At 63.3% G+C, this 23,282-nt stretch carries 22 protein-coding genes; 12 read left to right on the plus strand and 10 right to left on the minus strand.

The annotated features are described in order from the left end of the window. The first annotated feature begins 184 nt into the window (after positions 1-184). The 7 genes from ACI8UR_RS00115 (at position 185) to ACI8UR_RS00145 (ending at position 9,660) form a co-directional block, all read left to right on the plus strand. Positions 185-2,257 (plus strand): PrkA family serine protein kinase, encoded by a 2,073-nt coding sequence (locus tag ACI8UR_RS00115; RefSeq protein ID WP_411715386.1) that lies wholly within the window; start codon positions 185-187, stop codon positions 2,255-2,257. 1 nt (position 2,258) lies between these two features. Further along, on the plus strand, positions 2,259-4,535 hold the full coding sequence (locus tag ACI8UR_RS00120; RefSeq protein WP_411715385.1) for a PrkA family serine protein kinase: 2,277 nt from the start codon (positions 2,259-2,261) through the stop codon (positions 4,533-4,535). Further along, positions 4,526-5,854: a YeaH/YhbH family protein gene (locus tag ACI8UR_RS00125; protein WP_411715384.1), complete on the plus strand. Its 1,329-nt coding sequence runs from the start codon at positions 4,526-4,528 to the stop codon at positions 5,852-5,854. The genes ACI8UR_RS00120 and ACI8UR_RS00125 overlap by 10 nt, the downstream gene beginning before the upstream one ends. A gap of 1 nt (position 5,855) precedes the next feature. Further along, positions 5,856-7,844, plus strand: a complete 1,989-nt coding sequence (locus tag ACI8UR_RS00130; RefSeq protein WP_411715383.1) for a SpoVR family protein — start codon at positions 5,856-5,858, stop codon at positions 7,842-7,844. 48 nt (positions 7,845-7,892) lie between these two features. Further along, the gene (locus ACI8UR_RS00135; RefSeq protein WP_411715382.1) at positions 7,893-8,441 is read left to right on the plus strand and encodes a hypothetical protein; all 549 of its coding nucleotides are present in this window, start codon (positions 7,893-7,895) and stop codon (positions 8,439-8,441) included. Continuing rightward, a complete protein-coding gene (locus tag ACI8UR_RS00140; RefSeq protein WP_411715381.1) occupies positions 8,438-8,830 on the plus strand; it encodes a secondary thiamine-phosphate synthase enzyme YjbQ in 393 nt (130 codons plus the stop codon). Before ACI8UR_RS00135 ends, ACI8UR_RS00140 begins: the two co-directional genes overlap by 4 nt. Positions 8,831-9,006: 176 nt before the next feature. Next, positions 9,007-9,660, plus strand: coding sequence for a helix-turn-helix domain-containing protein (locus tag ACI8UR_RS00145; protein WP_411715380.1), 654 nt, complete (start codon positions 9,007-9,009; stop codon positions 9,658-9,660). Here the strand turns inward: ACI8UR_RS00145 and ACI8UR_RS00150 are convergent, their stop codons facing one another. Continuing rightward, the gene (locus tag ACI8UR_RS00150) at positions 9,661-11,358 is read right to left on the minus strand and encodes an acyl-CoA carboxylase subunit beta (RefSeq protein ID WP_415087443.1); all 1,698 of its coding nucleotides are present in this window, start codon (positions 11,356-11,358) and stop codon (positions 9,661-9,663) included. Positions 11,359-11,500: 142 nt separating this feature from the next. Between ACI8UR_RS00150 and ACI8UR_RS00155 the strand changes: the two genes are divergently transcribed. Next, on the plus strand, positions 11,501-12,667 hold the full coding sequence (locus ACI8UR_RS00155; protein ID WP_411715252.1) for an acyl-CoA dehydrogenase family protein: 1,167 nt from the start codon (positions 11,501-11,503) through the stop codon (positions 12,665-12,667). On the opposite strand, the gene ACI8UR_RS00160 is transcribed toward ACI8UR_RS00155, so the two are convergent. Together ACI8UR_RS00160 and ACI8UR_RS00165 are read right to left on the minus strand one after the other, a co-directional pair. Beyond that, the gene (locus ACI8UR_RS00160; RefSeq protein WP_411715253.1) at positions 12,661-13,152 is read right to left on the minus strand and encodes a DUF2062 domain-containing protein; all 492 of its coding nucleotides are present in this window, start codon (positions 13,150-13,152) and stop codon (positions 12,661-12,663) included. The genes ACI8UR_RS00155 and ACI8UR_RS00160 overlap by 7 nt on opposite strands. Before the next feature lie 40 nt (positions 13,153-13,192). Then, entirely contained in the window at positions 13,193-13,609 is a 417-nt protein-coding gene (locus tag ACI8UR_RS00165; RefSeq protein WP_411715254.1) for a hypothetical protein, read from the minus strand. An 84-nt stretch (positions 13,610-13,693) separates the two neighbouring features. On the opposite strand from ACI8UR_RS00165, the gene ACI8UR_RS00170 reads away from it, so the two are divergent. Continuing rightward, on the plus strand, positions 13,694-14,548 hold the full coding sequence (locus tag ACI8UR_RS00170; protein WP_411715255.1) for a translation initiation factor eIF-2B: 855 nt from the start codon (positions 13,694-13,696) through the stop codon (positions 14,546-14,548). Here ACI8UR_RS00170 and ACI8UR_RS00175 read toward each other — a convergent pair. The 3 genes from ACI8UR_RS00175 to ACI8UR_RS00185 all read right to left on the minus strand — a co-directional run bounded on the left by ACI8UR_RS00175 (position 14,504) and on the right by ACI8UR_RS00185 (position 17,383). Then, the gene (locus ACI8UR_RS00175) at positions 14,504-14,764 is read right to left on the minus strand and encodes a hypothetical protein (RefSeq protein ID WP_411715256.1); all 261 of its coding nucleotides are present in this window, start codon (positions 14,762-14,764) and stop codon (positions 14,504-14,506) included. The genes ACI8UR_RS00170 and ACI8UR_RS00175 overlap by 45 nt on opposite strands. Before the next feature lie 108 nt (positions 14,765-14,872). Then, positions 14,873-17,143 (minus strand): CDC48 family AAA ATPase, encoded by a 2,271-nt coding sequence (locus ACI8UR_RS00180; RefSeq protein WP_411715257.1) that lies wholly within the window; start codon positions 17,141-17,143, stop codon positions 14,873-14,875. Positions 17,144-17,146: 3 nt separating this feature from the next. Then, positions 17,147-17,383, minus strand: a complete 237-nt coding sequence (locus ACI8UR_RS00185) for a hypothetical protein (RefSeq protein WP_411715258.1) — start codon at positions 17,381-17,383, stop codon at positions 17,147-17,149. 166 nt (positions 17,384-17,549) lie between these two features. Here ACI8UR_RS00185 and ACI8UR_RS00190 point away from each other — a divergent pair, with 166 nt between their 5' ends. Then, positions 17,550-18,311: an alpha/beta fold hydrolase gene (locus ACI8UR_RS00190; protein ID WP_411715259.1), complete on the plus strand. Its 762-nt coding sequence runs from the start codon at positions 17,550-17,552 to the stop codon at positions 18,309-18,311. On the opposite strand, the gene ACI8UR_RS00195 is transcribed toward ACI8UR_RS00190, so the two are convergent. The 3 genes from ACI8UR_RS00195 to ACI8UR_RS00205 form a co-directional block, all read right to left on the minus strand. Further along, entirely contained in the window at positions 18,303-19,265 is a 963-nt protein-coding gene (locus ACI8UR_RS00195; protein ID WP_411715260.1) for a hypothetical protein, read from the minus strand. The two genes, ACI8UR_RS00190 and ACI8UR_RS00195, sit on opposite strands and share 9 nt — an antisense overlap. Beyond that, on the minus strand, positions 19,262-20,443 hold the full coding sequence (priS, locus tag ACI8UR_RS00200) for a DNA primase small subunit PriS (protein ID WP_411715261.1): 1,182 nt from the start codon (positions 20,441-20,443) through the stop codon (positions 19,262-19,264). The genes ACI8UR_RS00195 and priS overlap by 4 nt, the downstream gene beginning before the upstream one ends. 99 nt (positions 20,444-20,542) lie before the next feature. Further along, positions 20,543-21,031 (minus strand): GNAT family N-acetyltransferase, encoded by a 489-nt coding sequence (locus tag ACI8UR_RS00205; RefSeq protein ID WP_411715262.1) that lies wholly within the window; start codon positions 21,029-21,031, stop codon positions 20,543-20,545. An 85-nt stretch (positions 21,032-21,116) separates the two neighbouring features. Between ACI8UR_RS00205 and ACI8UR_RS00210 the strand changes: the two genes are divergently transcribed. Both ACI8UR_RS00210 and ACI8UR_RS00215 read left to right on the plus strand, forming a co-directional pair. Continuing rightward, complete coding sequence (locus tag ACI8UR_RS00210) at positions 21,117-21,992, plus strand: DUF502 domain-containing protein (protein ID WP_411715263.1); 876 nt, start codon at positions 21,117-21,119, stop codon at positions 21,990-21,992. Next, complete coding sequence (locus ACI8UR_RS00215; RefSeq protein WP_411715264.1) at positions 21,989-22,399, plus strand: archease; 411 nt, start codon at positions 21,989-21,991, stop codon at positions 22,397-22,399. Before ACI8UR_RS00210 ends, ACI8UR_RS00215 begins: the two co-directional genes overlap by 4 nt. Here the strand turns inward: ACI8UR_RS00215 and panB are convergent. After that, positions 22,396-23,202, minus strand: coding sequence for a 3-methyl-2-oxobutanoate hydroxymethyltransferase (gene panB / locus ACI8UR_RS00220; protein ID WP_415087444.1), 807 nt, complete (start codon positions 23,200-23,202; stop codon positions 22,396-22,398). The two genes, ACI8UR_RS00215 and panB, sit on opposite strands and share 4 nt — an antisense overlap. Between the last annotated feature and the right edge of the window lie 80 nt (positions 23,203-23,282).

The following is a 23,282-nucleotide window of genomic DNA, read 5'->3' on the forward strand; positions in this document are numbered from 1 at the left end:
TGCGTGGTACTCATGTATAAGATAGTATCGGTGTCGTTCGCCCCCTTGCCGCCCGCTTCATGCCCTCGATGGCGCGTGATAGCGATGTGGCGTGGTAAGTGTTGGCACAACATGGCACCGGGACGACGGCCAACGGCCAGCCCGGTTCCGCCGGGTGAGATGCACACCGCATCTCCGTGATAGAATGAGTGATATGGAAACCCTCGAGGAACTCAGCAAGGAGTACAGAAGCACCATTCCGTCGGATCTCCGCGAAACGCGGTCGTTCGACTGGTATCTGGAGGAACTGTACGACGACCCGAAGATCGCACGCAACTCACACCAGCGGGTCGCCGACATGTTCGACCATTACGGCACCTCCTACGACGAGGACGCCGGCGTCGTCGAGTACGAACTCGCCTCCGAAGACCCGCTCGGAGAGGGTGAGAACACCTTCTACGGTCGGGTCGTCCACGAAGCCATCCACGAGTTCGTCAACAAGGTCAAATCCGGCGCCCGCGGACTCGGCCCCGAGAAACGCATCAAACTGTTGCTCGGGCCGGTCGGCTCCGGGAAATCCGATTTCGACCGGCAGGTGCGGCGCTACTACGAGGATTACACCACCCGCGACGCTGGCCGAATGTATACATTCCGCTGGACGGGTCTCTGTGACGTACTCCGCGACCAAGACCCCGCCGACGATGTCGTCCGCTCGCCGATGAACCAAGACCCCATCGTGCTCCTCCCCGTCGAGCAGCGCGAGGGCGTCATCGAGGACATCAACGAGCGCCTCGATGCTCCATACACCATTCGCAACGAGCAGTCGCTCGACCCCGCAAGCGAGTTCTACATGGACAAACTGCTGGAGTATTACGACGATGACCTCCAGTCGGTGCTCGAAAACCACATCGAAATCATCCGTCTGCTCGCAGACGAGAACAAACGCCAGGCGATCGAGACCTTCGAGCCGAAGGACAAGAAGAACCAGGACGAAACCGAACTCACCGGCGATGTCAACTACTCAAAGATCGCCGTCTACGGTGAGTCCGACCCCCGAGCGTTCGACTACTCCGGGGCCTTCTGTAACGCGAACCGTGGCATCTTCTCCGGTGAGGAACTGCTGAAGCTCCAGCGAGAGTTCCTCTATGACTTCCTGCACGCGACGCAGGAACAGACCATCAAGCCGAAGAACAACCCCCGAATCGACATCGATCAGGTCATCGTCGGTCGGACGAACATGCCCGAATACCGCGATAAGAAGGGCGATGAGAAGATGGAGGCGTTCAACGACCGGACGAAACGCATCGACTTCCCGTATGTCCTCCAGTACGAGGAGGAGGCCAGCATCTACCGGAAGATGCTGAAGAACGCTGACGTGCCCGACATGCACGTCGAGCCACACACACTGAAGATGGCGGGGCTGTTCGGCGTGCTGACCCGCATCGAAGAGCCAGACGGCGGTAACATCTCCATCGTCCAGAAGGCCAAGGCCTACAACGGTGAAATCGACGAGGCCGAGGACATCGACGTCAAGAAACTCCGTGATGAGGCCGCCGAGATTGCCGACATCGGCGAGGGGATGGACGGCATCTCGCCGCGATTCATCGGCGACGAGATCGCCGAGGCCATCATGGATTCGATGCACCGCAGCCGGATGTTCCTCTCACCGTTGACGACGTTCAACCACTTAGAGGAGAACCTGGAAAACCACGGCTCCATCCCCGAGGAGAACTTCGAGACGTACTACCGCTATCTCGAATTCGTCCGCGAAGAGTACAAAGAGCGTGCCATCGAGGACGTCCGCCACGCCCTGGCCTACGACCTCGACGAAATACAGCGGCAGGGCGAAAAATACATGGATCACGTCATGGCCTACATCGACGACGACACCGTCGAAGACGAGATTACGGGCCGGGAGCAGGAGCCCGACGAGAAGTTCCTGCGGGACGTCGAGGAAAAACTCAACGTCCCCGAAGACCGCAAGGACGACTTCCGTCAGGAGGTCGCAAACTGGGTCTCCCGACGTGCCCGCGAGGGAGAGACGTTCGAACCACAGGACAACGACCGGCTCCGTCGCGCCTTAGAGCGCAAACTGTGGGAGGACAAAAAGCACAACATCAACTTCTCGGCGTTGGTGTCCAGCGGCGAACTCGACGACGACGAACGGAACGCCTGGGTCGACGCCCTCGAAGAGCAGGGGTACAGCACCGAGGGCGCAAAGGAGGTGCTGGAGTTCGCTGGCGCGGAGGTCGCCAAAGCCGAGATGGAAGAGGAATGAAATGACCGGCCAGGAGTATATCGACCGCGCCGACGACGCGCTGCGGGAGACATACGAACCGCCGATGTCAATCGCGGAGTACGTCGACACGGTCTTCGAGAACCCCGGCTCGGCCGCCCATGCCTCGAAATACCTGCTCTCGGCTATCGAGGCCGCCGGCACCCGAACGGTCGTCGAGGAGGGTGAACGCAAGGAGCGCTATCGCTTCTTCGGCGACCCGCACAACGACGGCGAACACGCCATCCTCGGCAACACGGAGGTGCTCAACACCTTCGTCGACGACCTCCGTTCCATCGCCGCCCGGCGCGGCAAAGACGAGAAAATCCTGTGGCTCGACGGGCCGACGGCCACGGGCAAATCCGAACTCAAGCGGTGTCTCATCAACGGGCTTCGAGAGTTCTCGAAGACCGACGAGGGCCGCCGCTACACCGTCGAATGGAACGTCTCCGGCGTCGACGACTCGGCGGGGATGACCTACGGCGATTCCCCGACGCCGGACGAGGATGATTGGTACCCCTCGCCCGTGCAGGCTCATCCGCTTTCGGTGTTCCCCGAGGAGGTTCGCGAGGCACTCGTTGCAGACCTCAACGACGCTTTGGACGACCACATTCCCATTCATCTCGACGCGCGTCTTGACCCCTTCAGTCGGGAGGCCTACGACCACCTCGAGGAGCGGTACCGCCGAGACGACACTGATGACCTGTTTTCGGCCGTCGTCGACGAGAGCCACTTCCGCGTAAAGAACTTCGTCGTCGACATCGGGCAGGGCATCGGCGTCCTGCACAGCGAGGACGACGGATCGCCGAAGGAACGCCTCGTTGGCACGTGGATGGCCGGCATGCTCCAACGGCTCGATTCCCGCGGCCGGAAGAACCCACAGGCGTTCAGTTACGACGGCGTCCTCTCGCAGGGCAACGGCCTGCTCACCATCGTCGAGGACGCCGCCCAACACGCCGACCTGTTGCAGAAACTGCTCAACGTCCCCGACGAGGGAACGGTGAAACTCGACAAGGGAATCGCGATGGACATCGACACGCAGATGATCATCATCTCCAATCCTGACCTCGAGGCACAGCTGAACAAACACGCCGAGATGGAGGGTTCAGACCCACTCAAGGCGCTGAAACGCCGTCTCGACAAACACGAGTTCACCTACCTCACGAACCTCTCGCTCGAGGCCGAACTCGTCCGGCGTGAGCTGACGAACGAGACGGAAATCTGGGAGGCCGACAGCTACGAGCAACTGGAGGAGAACATCCGCGAGTCCGTGACGATATCGGTTCGGGGCAGCGACGGCGTCGTCCACGATCGCGAACTCGCGCCGCACGCTATCGAGGCGGCGGCGCTGTACGCCGTCGGAACGCGACTGGACACCGAATCGCTCCCGCCGGGACTCGACCTGGTGGACAAGGCGCTCATTTACGACCGCGGCTACCTGCAGGACGGCGACGACCGCCGCTACAAAGACGAGTTCGACTTCGGCGACGCCGACGACGGCGAAGGCGGCATCCCGGTCACGTACACCCGTGACACCATCGCCGACCTCCTGCACGAGGAAACCGACCGCCACCACCCCGAATTGAACATTGAGGACGTCATCATGCCGCGCGACGTGCTCAACGCGATGGCGGATGGGCTCGACGACGCCCCCGTCTTCTCGGCCAACGAACGCACGGAGTTCGAGAACCGCCTCGTCCCCGTCAAGAACCACGTCTTCAGCCAACAGGAAAACGACGTCGTCGACGCCATCATGCGCGAAAAGCGGGTCGACGAGGAAACCGTCGAGGAGTACATCGAACACGTGTACGCGTGGGTCGAAGGCGAGCAGATCGCCAACGACCGCGGTGAACTCGAATCGCCCGACCCGCTGAAGATGAAGGTGTTCGAAATCGAGCACCTCGGGCGATTCGACGAGGACGACTACGACGGCGCAGCGCCCGAGGAAGGCGTCCGCGAGTTCCGCGAGGAAAAAGTCATCACCGCGCTGAATCGCCACGCCTGGCGGAACCGCGACGATGACTTCCGCGTCTCCGACGTCGACCCCCGAGAGATTCCGGTCATCAAGACCGTCCTCGGCAGCCACGACTGGGACGACGTCCGCCGCACCTACGAGGACGTCGACCCGAGCCAGTGGGACGACCCGCCGTCGGGCACCGAGACGGAAGCCGTCAAGGCGGAGACAATCCAGAATCTGCAGGAGATGTTCGGCTACTCCGAGGCCTCCGCCGAGCTGACGAGTCGCCACGTCATGGGCCAGGTGAGTTACCGATGGGACTGAGAGATGACCTCGACAGATACCGTGAAGTCGGCGAGGAGAAACGCGAAGACCTCTCGGATTTCATCCAGTACGGCGACCTCGGCCAGTCGCGGCCCGACGAGGTTCGCATCCCAATCAAAATCGTCGACCTGCCGGAGTTCGCCTACGACCCCCGCGACCAGGGCGGCGTCGGCCAGGGACAGGGCGATACGCCCGACGTGGGCGCCCCCGTCGGCGAACCTGAACCCCAGTCCGGCGACAGCGACGACGATGGCGACGGCGACGAACCCGGTGAGGAGGGCGGTGAACACGAGTACTACGAGATGGATCCCGAGGAGTTCGCCCAAGAGCTTGACGAGGAACTCGGCCTCGACCTCGACCCCAAGGGGAAGAAGGTCATCGAAGAGAAGGAGGGTGACTTCACGGACATCACGCGCAGCGGCCCGGCCTCGACGCTCGACTTCGAGCGGCTGTTCAAGGAGGGCCTCAAGCGGAAACTGGCGATGGACTTCGACGGCGAGTACGTCAGGGAGGCGCTCCGCGTCGACGGCTGGGGCCCCGCCCGCGTGTTCGAGTGGGCGCGAGCGAACCACATCCCGGTTTCGCGGGCCTGGATCGAGGACGCCTACGAGGAGCTTTCGGGCGACGAAACCGACCGCTGGGCGTCCATCGAGGAGATGGAATCGAACGTCGACAAGGAGTCGACCGCCACCCGCATCCGCCGGGAGGGCGTCGACCAGATTCCGTTCCGCCGCGAGGACGAGCGGTACCGCTATCCCGAGATCATCGAGGAACGGGAGAAGAACGTCGTCGTCGTCAACATCCGCGACGTTTCGGGGTCGATGCGGCAGTCCAAACGCGAGCTCGTCGAGCGGACGTTCACGCCGCTGGACTGGTATCTGACGGGCAAGTACGACAACGCCGAGTTCGTCTACATCGCCCACGACGCCGACGCCTGGGAGGTCGACCGCGAGGAGTTCTTCGGCATCCGCTCGGGCGGTGGCACCCGCATTTCCAGCGCCTACGAACTGGCTGCCGAAATCCTGGAAGAGCGGTATCCCTGGAACGAGTGGAATCGCTACGTCTTCGCCGCTGGCGACTCCGAGAACTCCTCGAACGACACCGAGAAGAACGTCATCCCGTTGATGGAGGAGATCGCGGCGAACCTCCACGCCTACGTGGAGACCCAGCCGTCCGGCAACGCCATCAACGCGACCCACGCACCGGAGGTCGAAGACCACTTCGACGAACGAGGCAACGTCGCCGTCGCGTACGTCAAAAGCGCGGACGACGTCGTCGCCGCCATCGACACCATCCTCAGCACCGAGGAGGAATCATAGCATGAGCACCGACGACCGACTCGAGAAACAGCGCATTGCAGACGACCTGGAGGAGCCAGCACGGGAGGCAAACCGCCTCGCCCGCAAGCTCGGCCTCGATCCCTTCGACGTGAACTACTGGGTCGTCGACTACGACGAGATGAACGAGCTCATCGCCTACGGTGGCTTCCAGAAGCGCTACCCCCACTGGCGCTGGGGCATGGGCTACGACCGCCAGCAGAAACAGCGGCAGTTCCTCGGCGGCAAGGCCTTCGAAATCGTCAACAACGACGACCCCTCGAACGCGTTCCTCCAGGAATCCAACGAGATGGCCGACCAGAAGGCGGTCATCACACACGTCGAGGCCCACGCCGACTTCTTCAAGAACAACGAGTGGTTCCGGATGTTCGGCACGTCGCCGGACGCGGCGGCCATGCTGGAACGCCACGGCGAGACCGTCGAGGAGTACATGGACGACCCCGACGTCTCTCGGGAGGATGTCGAAGAGTGGATCGACCACGTGCTGTGTCTGGAGGACAACATCGACCAACACCGGCCGTTCTCGACGGCCGAAGAGTGGGCCGATGAGTCGCCGACGCCCGAAGCCCTCGCCGACAAACTCGAGGAACTGGAGTTCTCCGAGGAGGTTCGCGAACAGGTGTTCAACGAGGACTGGCTCGACGCGATGGCTGACGACGAGGACGGCCCGACGTTCCCGCCGGAGCCTGAAAAGGACATCCTCGCGTTCCTGCGCGCCCACGGGAAAGCCTACGATGAGGAATCCGGGAAAGCCGCCGACTACGAGGAGTGGCAGCGCGAAGTGCTCGAACTGCTCCGGAAGGAGGCGTACTACTTCGCGCCACAGAAGATGACGAAGGTGCTCAACGAGGGTTGGGCGGTGTTCTGGGAGTCGAAAATGATGTCCGACGAGCACTTCGCCGGCGCCGACGAGTTCGTCTCCTACGCCGACCACATGGCGCAGGTGCTCGGCTCGCCGGGGCTGAACCCCTACAAGCTCGGGTTCGAGCTGTGGCAGTACGTGGAGAACCGCCGGAACCGCCGGGAGGTCATCGAGCATCTGCTCCGCGTCGAGGACGTGACCTGGCGGAACTTCTCGGATACGGTCGACCTCGATGCCGTCCTGGAGTTGCTCGAACCGGACGCCGCAATCGACCGGATTCGCCCGGAAACGCTGTCAGACCTCGACCCCGACGACCCACGCGTCGACGCTGAGATGCTCGAACGGGCCAAGGCCGGCGAGGTCGATATCGAGGCGTATCCGTGGAAGGTGCTCACCTACGAGGGGCTGGCCGAACGCCACTACTCGCTCGTCCGGCCGGAGCACCGCGGCTTCCTCAAGCGCGTCACGCAGGCGGAACTGGAGCGCACCTCGCGGTATCTGTTCGACACTCAGCGGTACGGCTCCATCGAGGAGGCAATCGCCGAGGTCGATTCCACGGCTGGCTGGGATCGGATGCGCGAGATTCGGGAGAGCCACAACGACGTGACGTTCATCGACGAGTTCCTCACTGACGAGTTCGTCGACGAAAACGACTACTTCACCTACGAGTACACGCACACGACGCGTGACTTCCGGGTCACCTCGACGGAGGCCGAGGACGTGAAGAAGAAGATGATGCTGCAGTTCACGAACTTCGGGAAGCCGACCATCGCCGTTCAGGACGGCAACTTCCGGAACCGCAACGAACTGCTCTTGGCCCACCAGTACAACGGCGTCCAACTCGACATGCAGCAGGCTCAACAGACGCTCGAACGTGTTTTCGAGCTGTGGGGTCGGCCGGTCGCGCTGAAAACCATCGTCAAGGAACTCGACGAACACGATATCGAGGTCGCGCGCCGACGCGACCGGGAGCCGCAGCCGACCGAGCAGGGCCGGCTCATCCGCTTCGATGGTGACTCTTTCGAGGAGGAAGACCTCCCGGACAGCGAAATCGAGGACATCGCCGCGACCGATGTCGATTACGACACCAAGCCGGACGATTGGCTGTAACCCGGCCCCGCAGTTACCTTCTTGTCGGCGGCCTCACAAACCTTCACCGTGCAACAGCCGGTGGACTCCCCCGAAGCGAATGACGCCCTCGATGAGGGCGATATCCACGACGTGCTGGGGAACGACCGCCGTCGACTGGCCATCGAGGTGCTTCGGGAGCGGGACGGCACGGGTGCGGTCAGAGACCTCGCCGAGGTGGTTGCGGCCCGCGAGACGGGCGAAAGCCCGCCACCGCGCGATAAACGCCAGTCCGTGTACGTCTCCCTCCACCAGACGCATCTGCCGAAACTCGACGACCTCGGCATCGTCGAATACGACGCCGACAGCAAGGCGGTTCGGCTCCGAGACCGCGTCAAGGAGGTGGAGGTGTACATGGAAGTCGTCCCGCAGTACGGCCTCTCGTGGGGTGAGTTCTACTTCGGACTCGGCGTGCTCGGCGTGCTCTCGATAATCGCCGTCCTCATCGGCGTGCCCGGCATCTCCGGCGTCGGCATGAGCCTCCTCGCAGGAACCTTCTTCCTGGTTCTGATGGCCGCTGCTGCCTACCAGGTGTACAGCCAGCAGGACAGAATCGTGTTCCAAAGACTCCTCGAATGACCGACACTGGCACCACGTTCACCGTCGAAACCGACCGCCGAACGCAGGTCGTCGACATCACGGAACGCGTCGCCGCGGCGCTGCCGGAGGATGCGACCGGCACGGCCACCGTCTTCGTTCGGCACACGACCGTTGGGGTGACGGTCAACGAAGCCGAATCGAGATTGCTGTCGGATTTCGAATCGTTCCTCGAATCGGCCGTCGCGGACGAAGGCTGGCAACACGACCAACTCGACGGTAACGCGGACTCCCATCTCCGTGCGCTGTTGTGTGGCCCCTCCGAGACGGTGCCGGTGACGGATGGAAGACTCGACCTCGGAACCTGGCAGTCCGTGTTGGTCGTGGAGTGTGACGGCCCACAGTCACGAACCGTCGAAATCCGTGTTTGACTGCCCTCGTGTCCCATCGCCTGCGAGCCATGATGGCAGCGTGACCCCGCCGCCGACTCCGGCGAACGCACAATCCGTTTCAGGTTTTCGGTCGGAACGAACTGTGGCATAGCCGAAAGGCCTAAACGCGTATAATAGGTTTATTAGCGTGACAGCCGACACTGTCTCCCCCGAGAATGCGCTATTTCGACCTCACGCTCACTCCCGAGGACGGCGCCTTACACCCGGTAGACCGGGCTCTTGCGGAGACGCCGTCGATCTCCCGACTCGCGATTCTGCATTTCGACTCCTTCGGTGACGGGACGGGCGTGTTGCTCTACAAGCTCGCGGGCGACCCCGACGTGCTCGTTCAGGACATCGAAGAGCACCCGGACGTCGTCGCCTTCGACCTCCTCGAGGCCGACGACGAGGAGTTCCATCTGTATCTGCACGTTCATCCCGGCGACCCGGCGGGGACAGTGATGAACCTCACCCAGAAGTACGCGCTGATGATCGACACCCCGATCGAGTTCACGAACCGTGGCGCAGTGCAGATGACGGTTATCGGCAGCCACGACATGCTCCAGCAGGCCATGGACGAGATGCCGGACGCCGTCTCAATCGCCGTCGACGAGGTCGGCAACTACACGCCCGACCGGAAGGACATGCTCTCTATGTTGACCGACCGACAGCTCGAAGTGTTCCAGAAGGCGGTCGAACTCGGATACTACGAGATTCCCCGCAGAGCGACACACGAGAAGATCGCCGACAATCTCGAATGTGCCCCTTCGACGGTTGACGAACACCTTCGGAAGGCGGAATCCCGCGTGCTGCGGGCGCTGGTCGGCTGATTAGAAGAAGACGGTACCGTGGTGTCGCGGTCGGTCGTCGCGGCTTTTCGTTCGGTAGGTGTCGAGACGCACTTCCAGTTGCTCCCGGAGGTCGCCGGCCGGGATGAGTTCGTCGACCTGCATCTTGCCGGCCTGCTTTTTGATGTCGATGTGCTTGTCGAACTCCTGTTTGGCGGATTCGATGAAGGCGTCCGTGGCCTCCTCGTCCATGTCCTCGATTTGGCCGCCGAACAGCGCGTGGACGGCCGCGTCCGGGCCCATGACCGAGATTTCCGCCGAGGGAAGCGCGAGCGTGGCATCGGGGCCGAACGAGGGGCCAGCCATCGCGTAGATGCCGGCACCGTAGGCTTTCCGCGTGATGACGCAGAACTTCGGCACCTGTGCGTTCGAGGTGGCGTAAATGAACTTCCGGCCCTTCCGGAGGACGCCATCTTTCTCGACCTGTGAGCCGATCATGAAGCCGGGCGTGTCACAGAGGTAGACGAGCGGGATGTTGTAGGCGTCACACGTCCAGACGAAGCCGGCGCCCTTGTCTGCTGAATCGGGGAAGATAGCCCCGGAGATGTGTTCCGGCTGATTGGCGACGATGCCAACCACCTGCCCGTCGATGCGCCCGAGGCCGGTGACGAGTTCGGGCGCGAAGTCGGGTTTCATCTCGATGAACGAATCCCGGTCGACGACACGGTCGATGACCTCGGTGACGTCGTAGGCCTTGTTCGGCTCATCGGGAATGATGTCGTCGAGGCTGTAGGGGTTCTTCTTCGGCGGCTTTGGCGTCGCCTCCGGCGGGTCGTTGTCGTAGTTCTGGGGCAACATCCCGAGGATGTCCGTTGCCTTCTCGGCGGCCGTCTCCTCGTCGGGAACGACGAGGTCGGTACTGCCGGAGTGGTTGGCATGGACGCGCGGGCCGCCGAGCTGTTGCATGTCGGTTTTCTCGCCGGTCATCGCCTCGACGATGCGTGGCGATGCGATGGCCATGCCGGCGATGTCCTCGACCATGATGAGGTAATCACAGAACACTGGCGTGTACGCGGAGCCGGCCACGTCCGGACCGTAGAGCACGCCGATCTGCGGGATTTCGCCGGACATCCGGCACTGATTGTAGAACATCTTGCCGCCGCGGTATCTGTCCATGTGGGTGTCGCCAGGTTCGCGCTCCTCGGCGTTGAGCCGCGCGCCCGTGGAATCGACCAGCCGCAGCATGGGAATACCGAGGTCGAGGGCGCGCTCTTGGATGCGGATGACCTTCTCGACGCCCATCTGGCCGAGTGAGCCGGCCTTGACTGTGTAATCGTTGGCGGTGAAGGCGACTTTCCGGCCGTCGATGGTTCCGATACCGGTGATGAGACCGTCCGCCGGGAGTTCGTCGTCGTCTCCGTTGCGCGCGAAAGTGCCGTCCTCGTACTCGATGGTGTCGAAGATCAGATCGAGGCGGTCGCGGACGAACACCTTCCCGAGATCTTCGATTTTATCGAAGCCGCGCTCCGGCCCGCCGGAGAGGACATCCTCGATCTCCTCGCGAATCGCCTCTTCGCGCTCGGTGATGACGGCGCCTTCCTCGCTCCAGTTCTCCCCAGCCTCCGCGAGCGTGCCGCTGGTGCCGACCAGTTCGACGCCCCGTCCGAGGTGTTCCGAAACTGCCGTCGCGATGGCCTGTGCGATCTCTTCGTCGGTGTCGTTGTCGATGTTTATCTCCATGATTTCCTTTGGAAACTCACAGTTAGTTTAGAGTTTCTAGCGTCCGCCTGTGCCGTGATATACCAACGCAAGTAAAAAACATTGTGGGTGTTCCGGATTGAGGCCTCGAAACTGATAAACATGAGAGCCGAGTGCACACCGCATGGCACTCGGTGAATCCGAACTCCATGACCTCATCAGGGAATCGGTGCGCGACATCTCGGACGATTTCGACCGGGAGTACTGGCGTGAGCATATCGAGAACAAGGAGTTCCCCGACGAGTACTGGCAGGCACTGGCGGACGACGGCTGGCTCGGCGTGACGATTCCCGAAGAGTACGGTGGGGAGGGGCTCGGCATGCTGGAGATGAGCATCATCATCGAAGAGCTCTCGCGCGGCGGCGGCCAGGGGGGCATCATCTTCGTTCTGACGCCCGTCTTCGGCGGCATCGGCATCCAGCGCCACGGCGACGAAGCACAGAAAGCGGAGTATCTCCCGAAAATCGCAAGCGGTGAGATGAAATTCTGCATGGGGCTGACCGAACCCACCGCGGGAACGAACACGCTCAACATCGATACGACCGCCCGGCGGGACGGCGAGGAGTTCCTCGTTAACGGACAGAAGACGTTCATCAGCGGCGTCGAGAACGCCGATACGATGTTGCTCGTCGCCCGCACCTCGGAGTTCGACGAATCGAACCCGACCCACGGTGTGACGCTGTTCCTCGTCGACGACCCGGCGGAGCGTGCTGGAATTGGCCTCTCGGAGGTCGACACCGCTGTCCCGTGGTTCGAACGCCAGTATCAGGTCACGTTCGACGACCTCGAAGTGACGGAAGAGGACATCCTCGGCACGGAAGATGGCGGGCTCTACCTGCTTTGGGACACGCTCAACACGGAACGGCTCGCAGGCGCTGCCTCCTCGCTCGGCGGTGGCCTCCGGGCTATCGACCTTGCGGTGGAGTACGCGAACGACCGCAACGTCTTCGGCCAGCCCATCGGTGGCCACCAGGGCATCCAACACCCGCTTGCGGAGTCGTACGCGAAGCTCATGGCGTCCCGAGAAATCCTGTATAAGGGCGCGACGAAGTGGGACGACGACGAGGACTGTGGACTGGAGGCCAACGTCGCAAAGCTGCTCACCTCACGGGCGGGAACCGAGGCGGCCGACCACGCGATACAGACGCACGGCGGCAACGGCTTCACCCACGAATACGAGGTGTACGACATCTGGCAGAACCTCCGGCTCACCCAGACCGTCCCCGTCTCCAACGAGATGGTGCTGAACTACATCGGCGAACACGAACTCGGCCTCCCGAAGAGTTACTGAGCGTCGTCGGGCACGACCGGGAGTTTCTCGACCACGTCGATATCGCGCTCCCGAAGTTCCCGGATGAATCGCAACGCGGCGACGTATCCGATGAGACCGAGCACGATTGCGATGATGACGTTGCCGACGAACAGTCGGAAGAGCACGTCCTGGCCGAGCGACAGCGAGAGGGTCGAGACGGACGCCCCCTCGACTGGGCCGAACAGTTTCGACCCGAGCCAGAAACTCGCCACGTAGACGGCCCACTTCGCCGGGGGGTTCATGACGACGACCGCAGCGACCAGTGCGAGTTTGCTCACCCGGTCGGCGAAATACGCCAGGGCGGCAAAGACCACGAGCGCGATCCCGAAGTTCGGCAGCGCGGCGAGAAAGAGGCCGAACGAGAAACTCGATGCGGTGTCCTTCGGCGGTACGTCATCATTGAACGCCGCTTTTAGCTTCTGCCGAACGTGCGCGCGATACGCCGCCAGCCGCTGTCGTACCATCAGTTCCCTATGACCGCCGACGGATAAGAAGGCTCGGCCGCTACCGCAGGAAATCGAAGCTGACCTCGTCAGACGGCACGTCCGGCTCGACCTCCTCGCCCTCGTCGAACTTCACGAAACTCAGATAATACGGTTCACCACAGCCTTCGCCGTCGGTTTCGGCGGCGCCACAGACGATGGTGATGCCGTCCGCGTCCTCGAACGCTCGCGGGTCGCTGGACTCACGGGTCGCTACGCTCCCCGTTCGTCTGTCCGAGGCGCGACCGTCGGTCGCGCCTCGCTCTCCCTCCCCGCTCTCGTTACCCGAGGCGCTCCGCGCCTCGCTATCCTCGTAGGCGTTGGCGTACTCCCACCCCTCCAACGGTTCGGCGGTGACGCATTTGTCGTCGAGGTAGGCGTCCCGCTCCAGTTCGGCGATCGCGTCACACCGCGGGCAGTAGTACGAGACAGTGACCATACCCACCGTACGGCCTGAACCGCCATAGGGGCGTCGGACAGCCCGCCCCGAAGGCATATGAACGGGCCGGACGACGCTCACTGCATGATAGACGAGACCGTTGAGGAGATTCGTGAGATGCAGACCCACTCGTCATCGACCGTCGCGATCAAGGCGGCAGAATCACTTCGGGAGCTGCTCGACCGTGAGTACGCCACCGTCGAGGAGTACGTCCGCGCGCTCGACCGCAACAGCAGCGCGCTTCGGCGCGCCCAGCCATCTCACGCGTCGCTGCACAACACCCAGCGCGAAATCGTCGACCGGGTCGAGGATGCCGACCCTGAAACGGTCGAGGAAGCGAAAGCCCTGACCGAGTCGGCCATCGAGGACGTTGTCGAGGACGTCGAGACGGCCAAACACGAGGCCGCACAGAACGCCGTCGAACTCCTGCCGGACGGCGCGACGGTGCTTACACACGATTACTCCTCGACCGTCGTCGAAGCCATTGAACTCGCCGCCCGCGAAGGCCACCACATCGACGTGTACGTCACTGAGGCCCGCCCTCGGTTCCTGGGCCGGAAGACGGCCCGCACGCTGGCCGCCATCGACCGCGTGAACACCACACTCATCGTCGATAGCGCTGCTGGCCACTATCTCGACGAGTGCGACCGCATCGTCATCGGGATGGACTGCATCGTCGACGACATCCTCTACAACCGCGTCGGCACGTTCCCGATCGCGGCGACGGCCGCGGAGTTAGCCGTGCCCGTCTCCGTGCTCGGGTCAAGTGCGAAGCTCATCGAAGAGGGCTTCGCCTTCCAGAACGAGTTCCGGTCGCCGAGCGAGGTAATGCGGGAGCCAGCGGAGGGGTTCGACATCGAGAATCCGGCCTACGATGCGACGCCAGCGCACCTCCTAGAGAACGTTGTGACTGACGACGGTATCCACAAACTGCAGTAGCGGGCCGACCATCGTCCGGTCGCGGCCCGCCGAGGCGTCGAACCGTGGCTGGCTCACGACCAGGTGGCCACAGTCCGGACACTGGATATCCGTCCGTTCGTCGTGGTCGTCGACTGCCCACACACCATCGACCGCGTCGTCGTACCCACAGACCGAACAGAACAGCACCGCCTTCTTGCCATCCGGGCCGTCTGGGGTTCCGTTTGTGGCGGTCATCACGTGAAATACGCTGCCCCGACGTATATGCTTGATGCCTCTAATAACCGTCTGATGGTACTCAATGGTTTAGGGTGTATAAAATTGGTTCGGCGGAAGAGGCGGGCCCTATTGGAACGTCCGGCTGACTTCGGGCTCGTCCGGCTCCTGACCGGGGCCAAACTCCTCTTCGACTTCCTCGTAGCGTTCGCGCGTCTCCTCGTCGACGCTTGCGTGCACCTCATCGAGCGCCTGCTCGAAGTGCTCGCGGGTCACGCGGACGTTCTCGACGCTCTGGGCTGCCTCCTCGGGCGAGACGCTGTTGATGAACTCCCGCGTCGCGGCCATGGAGGCCTCTCGGCAGACCGCCTCGATGTCGGCGCCGACGTAGCCGTCGGTCTCCGCCGCCAACTCGTCGAGGTCGACGTCGTCGGCCAGCGGCTTCTTCCGGGTGTGCACCTGGAAGATGGCCTTCCGGGCGTCCTCGTCCGGAACCGGGACGTGGACGTGGCGGTCGAGTCGACCCGGACGCAGTAGCGCCGAATCGATGAGGTCGGGCCGGTTCGTCGTCGCGATGACGACGACGTCCTCCAGCTCTTCGAGGCCGTCGAGCTCCGTTAAGAGCTGTGAGACGACGCGCTCACCGACGCCGGAGTCGCCCATGCGTCCACCACGCTCACCGGCGATGGAGTCGATCTCGTCGAAGAACACGACGGTCGGCGCGTTCGCCCGAGCTTTCTCGAAGACCTCACGGACGCCCTTCTCGGACTCCCCGACGTACTTGTTCAGCAGTTCGGGGCCTTTGATGGAGATGAAGTTCGACTGCGCCTCGTTGGCGACGGCCTTCGCCATCAGGGTCTTCCCGGTGCCCGGCGGGCCGTACAGCAGGACGCCCTTCGCGGCCTGCATGTCCATGGCCTCGAAGACATCGGGGTACTCGAGGGGCCACTGGATGGTCTCATGGAGGCGCTCTTTGGTGTCTTCGAGGCCACCCACCCGATCCCAGGTGATGTCCGGAACCTCGACGAACACCTCGCGCATCGCACTCGGCGAGATGCCTTTCAGTGCGTCCTTGAAGTCGCGCTCGGTGACCTGCATCGACTCCAGTATCTCGGCGTCGATCTCGTCGGCTTCGAGGTCGAGCTCGGGACGGATGCGTCGGAGCGCGTTCATCGCAGCCTCCTTCGTCAGACTCTCGAGGTCGGCGCCGACGAAGCCATGCGTGCTCTCCGAATACTGATCGAGGTCGATGCCCTCGACGAGCGGCATGCCACGGGTGTGCACCTGGAGGATTTCCTTGCGGCCCTCCTTGTCCGGGACGCCGATCTCGATTTCGCGGTCGAATCGGCCGCCACGGCGAAGCGCGGGGTCGAGTGCGTCGACGCGGTTCGTCGCGCCGATGACGATGACGTCGCCACGCTCGTCGAGCCCGTCCATCAGGCTCAGAAGCTGGGCGACGACGCGGCGCTCGACGTCACCACTCGTCTCACCGCGCTTGGGCGCGATGGAGTCGATCTCGTCGATGAAGACGATGGCCGGCGCGTTCTCGGAGGCCTCCTCGAACACCTCTCGGAGCTGCTCTTCGCTCTCCCCGTAGTATTTCGACATGATCTCGGGGCCGGAGATGTTCGTGAAGTGAGCGTCGATTTCGTTTGCGACGGCTTTCGCCATCAGGGTCTTTCCGGTGCCAGGCGGGCCGTGCAGCAGGACGCCCTTCGGCGGTTCGATACCGAGCTGCTGGAACAGTTCGGGGTGTCGCATCGGCAGCTCGATCATCTCCCGAACCTGTTCGAGCTCGCGGTCGAGGCCACCGATGTCCTCGTAGGTGACCGACGGCGTGGCGGACTCGCCGCCAGCGGAGCCGCCGCCCTTCTGTGCGATCTGCTCGGCGGGCTTTTCGCTCACCTGAATCTCGGTCGAATCCGTGACGACGACCGTGCCGCTCGGGTCGGTTTCGGCGATCTTCAGCGGAATGCGCTGGCCGCTCTTCGAGGAGAGCGGGCCGAGACCGAGCGAGAACGGGACGTTCTGGCCCTCGGTGACGGCCTGGCCGCTGAGCTTGTCCCGGATGTGGGGGCCGATGTTCCCGCGGATACGGAGGTTCTGCGGGAGTGCGACCGTGACCTGTTTCGCGGGGCTGACATCGGCCGGCTCGACCTCGACGTTGTCATCGATTCCGACGTCGGCTTCCTGACGGAGGCGGCCGTCGATACGGATGACGCCCTGGCCCTCGTCTTCGGGGTAGCCCGGCCAGACGCGGGCGACGGCGCGGGAGCCGTCACTCTGGATGACGATGTAATCGCCGTTCTCTAAGTCGAGTTCCTGCATTGCTGCCCGATCGATGGCCGCGAGTCCGCGACCGGCGTCCTTCTGTTTGAGGGGTTTGACCGTCAGTTTCATCGGTTATCGCTCCACCTCGACAGTGACGATTCCGTTGTTCATAATAGCACGGGACGCACCCACAGGGACGTCGAACTCGTACTGCTCACCGTCGGCGATGACGATGGCCGTGCCGTCGACGACGTCTACGGAGCCCTCGACGTGACCGAAATCGGCGACGAGGATGTCCTCGGCTTCGTATTCGTAGCGACGGACAACGCCGTCAACGTCGCCGCGAATCGTTTGGCTGTATTCACTCATGCTAACTCAGAGTTAGTCGTCCTAACATATAAATGTTCCTCCGAAAACCGCATGACGTGATATCTCATACGACTATCGGTTGAATTGCGGTTCGCGGCCAATCGGGAGACGAATCACGCCGTTCCGTTGCCGCCGCGTTTATCGCTCGACCGGCCAACTAACCGGTATGGAGACCGTCACTCACGACGGCCGCGAGACCGCGTATCGCACGACCGACTTCGGCGATGGCCCGACCGTCTGCTACGTTCACGGCGCCGGCGGCAGCCACGAGGTGTGGGTCGAGCAGTACGGCGACCGCGAAGGGCCACCTGCCGTCGCCGTTGACCTCTCCGGACACGGCGATAGCGAGGATATCGACACCGCACCGGGAACCGAGACGCTCGATGCCTACGCCGACGACGTCGTCGCCGTTTGTGAGGCGACGGGCGCGACCGTCCTCTGTGGGAATTCCATGGGCGGCGCCGTCTCGCTTTGGGTCGCCCTCGAACGCGACCTCGAGCTTGATGCGCTCGTCCTCTCCGATACCGGCGCCAAACTCGGCGTCGACGAGGGCTTCCTCGAAGCGCTCGCCCGGAACTACGAGAGCGCCGTCGCATCGCTCCACGTCCCCGATACGCTGTTTCATGACCCCGAGGACGACCTCGTCGAGGTATCGAAGCGTGGCCTTCTTTCGACAGGACAAGCCGTCACGACTCGCGATTTCGAGACTTGCGACGCCTTCGACGTCCGCGACCGCCTCGGGGAGATCGAGGTGCCCGCCCTCGCGCTTTGTGGGGAACACGACCCGCTCACCCCGCCGTCGTTCTCTGAGTATCTCGAAGCGGAGCTGCCGAACTGTGAGTACGAACTGATTGAGGATGCCGCCCACATGCCGATGCTCGAACGACCCGAGCGGTTCAACGACGCCGTCCGGTCGTTCCTACTCTAACCGTTCGGCGGCGTCCTTGTCGACGAGGACGTCCGCGTTCGGCTCCGGGAGCGTGACGACGTCTTCGGGGCCGAGATCGTAATCGCGGTTGTCCGCGCCAACGACCTCTCCCACGTCGGCCGTGACACGAACCGTCGTCCGCGGAATGCCTGGAATATCACGCTCGCTTGAGGTCGGCGCCGGACGTTCGTCCTCGGGCTCCGAAGACGGCTCGTCAGGCTCGTTCGGGGGTTCGCCGGGCGGCTCCGAGTCCGGTGGCACCTCTGTCGGCGCCGCCGTCTCGGATTCAGATTTCGCACCCTGTGTCGGCTCCGACGCGCCGTCCTCCGTCCCTGGCGCCGCGTCAACAGGGTCGGTCTCCGCCGCCGGCTCCGTATCGGGGCCGCTTCCCATCAGGTCGGCCGCGCTGACGCCGTCGGTGTCGGACGGCAATGGGTCGGGGTCGAAATCCGGCTCCGGAGTTGACTCGGGCGCCTGTTCGTCGCCTCCGCTTGGTGCTGCGGTCGTTTCAGGTGACGTGACCGCCGAATCGGTGGCGCCGTCCACCGAGCAGGAGACGGAGGGTGCATCGCCGTCGAGCACCGACAGCACGGTGTCGCGACTCTGTTCGATACGGGCCACGAGGTCTTCGAAGAGCGCTTCCTCCTCTTGGGTCAGCCCGTCATCATCGACCGGCATGTCCGCGGCGGCGATGGAGGCCTTCTTTACTACCTTGCCGACACGGCGCTCGTAGATTGCCTCGACGGTCTGTTCGGCCGTCTCGATGTCGTCCGTGAGCTGTCGGACTTCCGGCGAGGAGAACGGGTCGTCAGCCTGGTCGACGACCTGGGCGCGGCGCTCGGTGAGCTCCTGGATGTACTCGCCCACCTCACGATAGAACGACGAACGCAGATGCTGGAGGTCACTCGACTGTCGTTCCCGTGCCTGCACGGATTGGAGTTCGTCGAGATTCATTCTCCTGCCTTGGTTGCGTGACCGCGGGCCATCGCGAATATGCCCGCGTACTCTGCTACCGTGGACACACCCTCCGAGAGCCTAAAGCTTTCCCCGCCGAGTTCGACGGTCGTCGGTTCCTCCGCGTACACGGTGATGTCGTTGCCGACGAACGTCTCCGGAATCGTATCCACGAGCGGGTCGAACGCCTCGAGTTCGTCGGGGTCGAGATATTTCACCTTCAGTCCCGTCCCCCCATGGAGACTCCCCGGAAGCCGAATGAGTCGGTTGATGTCCGTCGTCACTGGCTCGTCTATCGGTGCGGTCTGGGCTTCGAGTACCCCCTCGAAGAGGATTCGGGCGATGCTGTACATCGCGGGGTGGACGTCGACGTTCCCCCCCGCGAGTTCTTCGCGGTTGTTCTTCGCCGCATTGAGCGCCGCGTTTGCCTTCCCCTCGCCGATGCCCTCGAACTCCATGAGACGCTCGCCCGCGTCGTCCTCGTCCATCGTGAGCAACTCCTCGATGAACGAATCCAGTCGCTCGCGCGTGCGGCCGGCCCATCCACCCTCCGGAAGGCTCCGTTTGTCGGCCGGCGAAGAACGGCCCGCGCTGCCCGCGACGGCTTCCGTCGAGACGATGTCGTCGAACTCGATGCCGTCACCCAGCACGTAATCGACGATTTCCCGGCGGGCAGTGCGGCTCAACTCTAGGACGCCCTTATCGCGGACGTGGACGTGGTAGCCGCGGCCCCCCGAGAAGACGACGGTCATATTGTCGAACGAGAAGTCGTTCTCGAGTAAGTCGAGCAATCTGAGGAGCGCGCCCTTACACTCCCGCAGCATTTCGCCGTAACTGTCGGCTTCGGGGTCGACGCCGGGAAGGTGGTCGGCGTCCAGGTCGAACACGAGGTCGGAACTGCGCCACCCCTTCTGTCCCATGCTTCCCGCGCCGGGGTCGTCGTATCGACCTGCGGAGAAGTAGACGTGTCGCGGACGCTCTCCCGCGAGGAAATCGCCGAGGTCGCCGCCGCCGACGAGGTCGAGATACGAGTGATGCCGAACCATCGTCGTGCCGCCCGCACTCCACGTGATGTAGCCCCATTCGCGCTCGTTGGCCGCGGGCGGCGGTGACACCGACGCACGCCGGTAGTGGTCACCGAAGCGCCCCTTCAAGTAGTCTCGTGTGCGGCCATCCATGGCCCCGACTTTGCGACTCGGGTGAAAAAACGTTGGCTTATTCCGCCGGTCGGCTCCGGGTACTGCCTCGCACGACTGGGCGACTGAGTACAGCCGAGCTCAGTTGCCCGGCATGAACCGAGATAGCTTCGATGCGATGCCGCCATCGCCGAGTCGGAGGTAGTAGGCGTCGCCGCGGTCTTCGTAGTAGTTGTCGACGCGGCGCTGCACCTCGAAGCCGAGATGTTCGTAGAAGGAAAGCGCCGAATCGTTCGTGGCCCGCGCATGGCAGGTCACGGAGCTGTGGTCGTCCGCGACGGCGGCGACCAGCTGCCGGCCGAAGCCCTCGCCGCGATACTCGGGGTTGACGGCCAGAAACAGGATGTAGCCGTCGCGTCGCGTTGCGGCGAAGCCGACGAGCGTCTCACCGTCGTACCCGGGTTCGACGAGCGCGTACACGCGGGAACGGCGGTAGGCGTCCGTGAAGAAGCCGCGGCGCTGCTTGAGGATGCCCTCATCGCGGCGAATCTGCTCTTTCAGCTCCCACGCCTGCTCGACGAACTGGTCGTCCCCGGTGCCGACGACGCGGATGTCGACGGTGACACTCACTACCAGAACTGTACGGAATCGGCGAATATAACTCCACCGCCACAGCCCACAAGGTTTTCACGTACCGGGTGAGTCCAGCCGACATATGCCGTCAGCGCCGGCCGACATCGAAGCAGCCGAGGAGCTGATGTCGGAACGGCCGAACCCATCCAGCGTGCTCCGGAAAGCGTTCATCAAGGGGCTCGCGATTCTACTGCCCGTCGTCATTACGCTACTCATCATCTCGTTCGTCATGGGCTTCATCGCCGATGCGCTCAGCCCCTTGACGACGGTGTTGACCGGCACCTCGCTTTTCAGCAGCCAGTTCGTCGTCACCATCCTCACGTTCATCGTGTTCTTCGTGCTCGTTCTCGCAACTGGGTTCACAGCCGAGTATGGCACGAAAAGCGGCCGACTGAGCGAGCAGTTCGACGAGTTTATGCTCTCGATTCCGGGCATCGCCTCGGTGTACAACAGCTTCAACGAGATGAGCGACCTGCTGCTCGATTCGGACACCGACAGCTTCCAGGACGTCAAACTGGTCGAATACCCCGGTAAGGACTCCTACGTCGTCGCGTTCAAAACCGCTGAAACACCGGATGTCATCGCCGATGAGACGGGCAACGAGGATATGATCACGCTGTTCATGCCGATGGCACCGAACCCCGTTATGGGCGGGTTCGTCATCCACGTCTCCCGCGAGCGCGTCGTCGACGTCGACCTCACTGTCGAGCAGGGCATCCGCTCCATCGTCACGAGCGGCGTCGCTATCGGCGAGAACCCCTCTGCTGTGTCGGGGCTCTCGGAGGCCCAGATGCGGGAACTGAGCAATGCGAGCACCGCCGACCGCATCGACGGGAACGACGAATCCGACACCGCACCGATCGACGAGGCGCCGCGCCCGGATCGGGGAGAGTACCAGGAGCGTCTCGACGACCTCGACACCGGCGAGGATACCAACGGCGACGGTGACGAACAATGAGCTTCGAACTCCGGCGACACACCGCGGACGTGGCCGTCGAAGCCACCGCGTCCGACCTCGCCTCGACGTTCGAGGACGTCGCAGCAGGCCTCACGGCTGCCCACTGTGAGTCGGTTCCCGACGGCGTCGGCGACCGATTCCACCTCGGCGTCAGGGCCGAATCCAGGGAGGCGTTGCTGTTCGATTATCTGGACGAACTCATCTACGAGCGGGACGTCCGGAGCGTACTGCCGGCCGACCACGAGGTGACAATTCACTGGAACGGCGTGTGGGCCCTCGAAGCCTCCGCCCGTGGCGTCCCGCTGGATGCGGTCGACGCTCGCGAAATCAAGGCCGTCACCTACTCCGAGATGGAGCTCGCCGAGACGGATACCGGATGGCGCGCGTACGTCGTCTTCGACGTTTAGTATACGTCGTCGATGTCCGATTCGTAGTGGCTGTGCTCCTCGGCAGGGAACTCGCCGCTTTCGACGGCCTCGGCGTAGGAATCGATGGCATCCCGCATCTCGCTGCGGACGTCGCCGAACTGTTTCGAGAAGGGCGCCGTTCCCTCAGAGAGTCCGATGACCTCGTCGATGACGAGCACCTGTCCGTCACAGTTCGGGCCGGCGCCGATGCCGATTGTCGGAATCGAGATGGCGTCCGTGACCGCCTCCGCGAGGTTGGCCGGGACGTGTTCGAGGACGAGCGAGAACGCACCCGCGGCCTCGTGTTCGCGCGCGAGATCGATGATTTCGCTGGCGGATTCCTCGTCGGTGCCCTGCCGGTAGAGCCCCGTCTCGTTTTCCCGCTGTGGCGTCAGGCCGAGATGTGCTTGTACGGGGATGCCGAGGCGCGTCAGTTTACGCGTCAGGTCGACGGTGTGGTGGCCGGATTCGAGTTTGACGGCATCGGCGTCGGCTTCCTTGAGCATTCGGCCGCAGTTCTCGATGGCGTCGGCATCGCCGGCGCCGTATGAGAGAAACGGCATGTCGGCGATAACCAAGGCGTCGTCCGTCGCACGGGCCACGGCGGCGGTGTGGCTCGCCATCTCGTCGTTGGTCACCGGCAGTGTCGAATCATAGCCGAGTCTGACGTTGCCGACGGAGTCGCCGACGAGCACCATGTCGATGTCGGCTTCATCGACCAACTGTGCGGTCGGTGCGTCGTAGGCCGTCAGCATCGTGATCGGCTCGTCGCCAGCCTTCGCACGAATATCCCTCGCTCGCATGCCTGTCGATGAGGTGCCGCGTGGGTTAAACGCTCTCCCTCGTGGCGAACCGTAACCGCTTACCCGCTGACGACCCGACA

The sequence above is a fragment of the Natronomonas sp. genome (assembly GCF_047616845.1).
GTDB lineage: Archaea > Halobacteriota > Halobacteria > Halobacteriales > Haloarculaceae > Natronomonas.

Coding starts and splice junctions, on each gene's coding strand:
- ACI8UR_RS00115 (WP_411715386.1), top strand. CDS start 185: ATGAGTGATATGGAAACCCTCGAGGAACTCAGCAAGGAGTACAGAAGC.
- ACI8UR_RS00120 (WP_411715385.1), top strand. CDS start 2,259: ATGACCGGCCAGGAGTATATCGACCGCGCCGACGACGCGCTGCGGGAG.
- ACI8UR_RS00125 (WP_411715384.1), top strand. CDS start 4,526: ATGGGACTGAGAGATGACCTCGACAGATACCGTGAAGTCGGCGAGGAG.
- ACI8UR_RS00130 (WP_411715383.1), top strand. CDS start 5,856: ATGAGCACCGACGACCGACTCGAGAAACAGCGCATTGCAGACGACCTG.
- ACI8UR_RS00140 (WP_411715381.1), top strand. CDS start 8,438: ATGACCGACACTGGCACCACGTTCACCGTCGAAACCGACCGCCGAACG.
- ACI8UR_RS00145 (WP_411715380.1), top strand. CDS start 9,007: ATGCGCTATTTCGACCTCACGCTCACTCCCGAGGACGGCGCCTTACAC.
- ACI8UR_RS00150 (WP_415087443.1), bottom strand. CDS start 11,358: ATGGAGATAAACATCGACAACGACACCGACGAAGAGATCGCACAGGCC.
- ACI8UR_RS00155 (WP_411715252.1), top strand. CDS start 11,501: ATGGCACTCGGTGAATCCGAACTCCATGACCTCATCAGGGAATCGGTG.
- ACI8UR_RS00160 (WP_411715253.1), bottom strand. CDS start 13,152: ATGGTACGACAGCGGCTGGCGGCGTATCGCGCGCACGTTCGGCAGAAG.
- ACI8UR_RS00165 (WP_411715254.1), bottom strand. CDS start 13,609: ATGGTCACTGTCTCGTACTACTGCCCGCGGTGTGACGCGATCGCCGAA.
- ACI8UR_RS00170 (WP_411715255.1), top strand. CDS start 13,694: ATGATAGACGAGACCGTTGAGGAGATTCGTGAGATGCAGACCCACTCG.
- ACI8UR_RS00175 (WP_411715256.1), bottom strand. CDS start 14,764: ATGACCGCCACAAACGGAACCCCAGACGGCCCGGATGGCAAGAAGGCG.
- ACI8UR_RS00180 (WP_411715257.1), bottom strand. CDS start 17,143: ATGAAACTGACGGTCAAACCCCTCAAACAGAAGGACGCCGGTCGCGGA.
- ACI8UR_RS00185 (WP_411715258.1), bottom strand. CDS start 17,383: ATGAGTGAATACAGCCAAACGATTCGCGGCGACGTTGACGGCGTTGTC.
- ACI8UR_RS00190 (WP_411715259.1), top strand. CDS start 17,550: ATGGAGACCGTCACTCACGACGGCCGCGAGACCGCGTATCGCACGACC.
- ACI8UR_RS00195 (WP_411715260.1), bottom strand. CDS start 19,265: ATGAATCTCGACGAACTCCAATCCGTGCAGGCACGGGAACGACAGTCG.
- priS (WP_411715261.1), bottom strand. CDS start 20,443: ATGGATGGCCGCACACGAGACTACTTGAAGGGGCGCTTCGGTGACCAC.
- ACI8UR_RS00210 (WP_411715263.1), top strand. CDS start 21,117: ATGCCGTCAGCGCCGGCCGACATCGAAGCAGCCGAGGAGCTGATGTCG.
- ACI8UR_RS00215 (WP_411715264.1), top strand. CDS start 21,989: ATGAGCTTCGAACTCCGGCGACACACCGCGGACGTGGCCGTCGAAGCC.
- panB (WP_415087444.1), bottom strand. CDS start 23,202: ATGCGAGCGAGGGATATTCGTGCGAAGGCTGGCGACGAGCCGATCACG.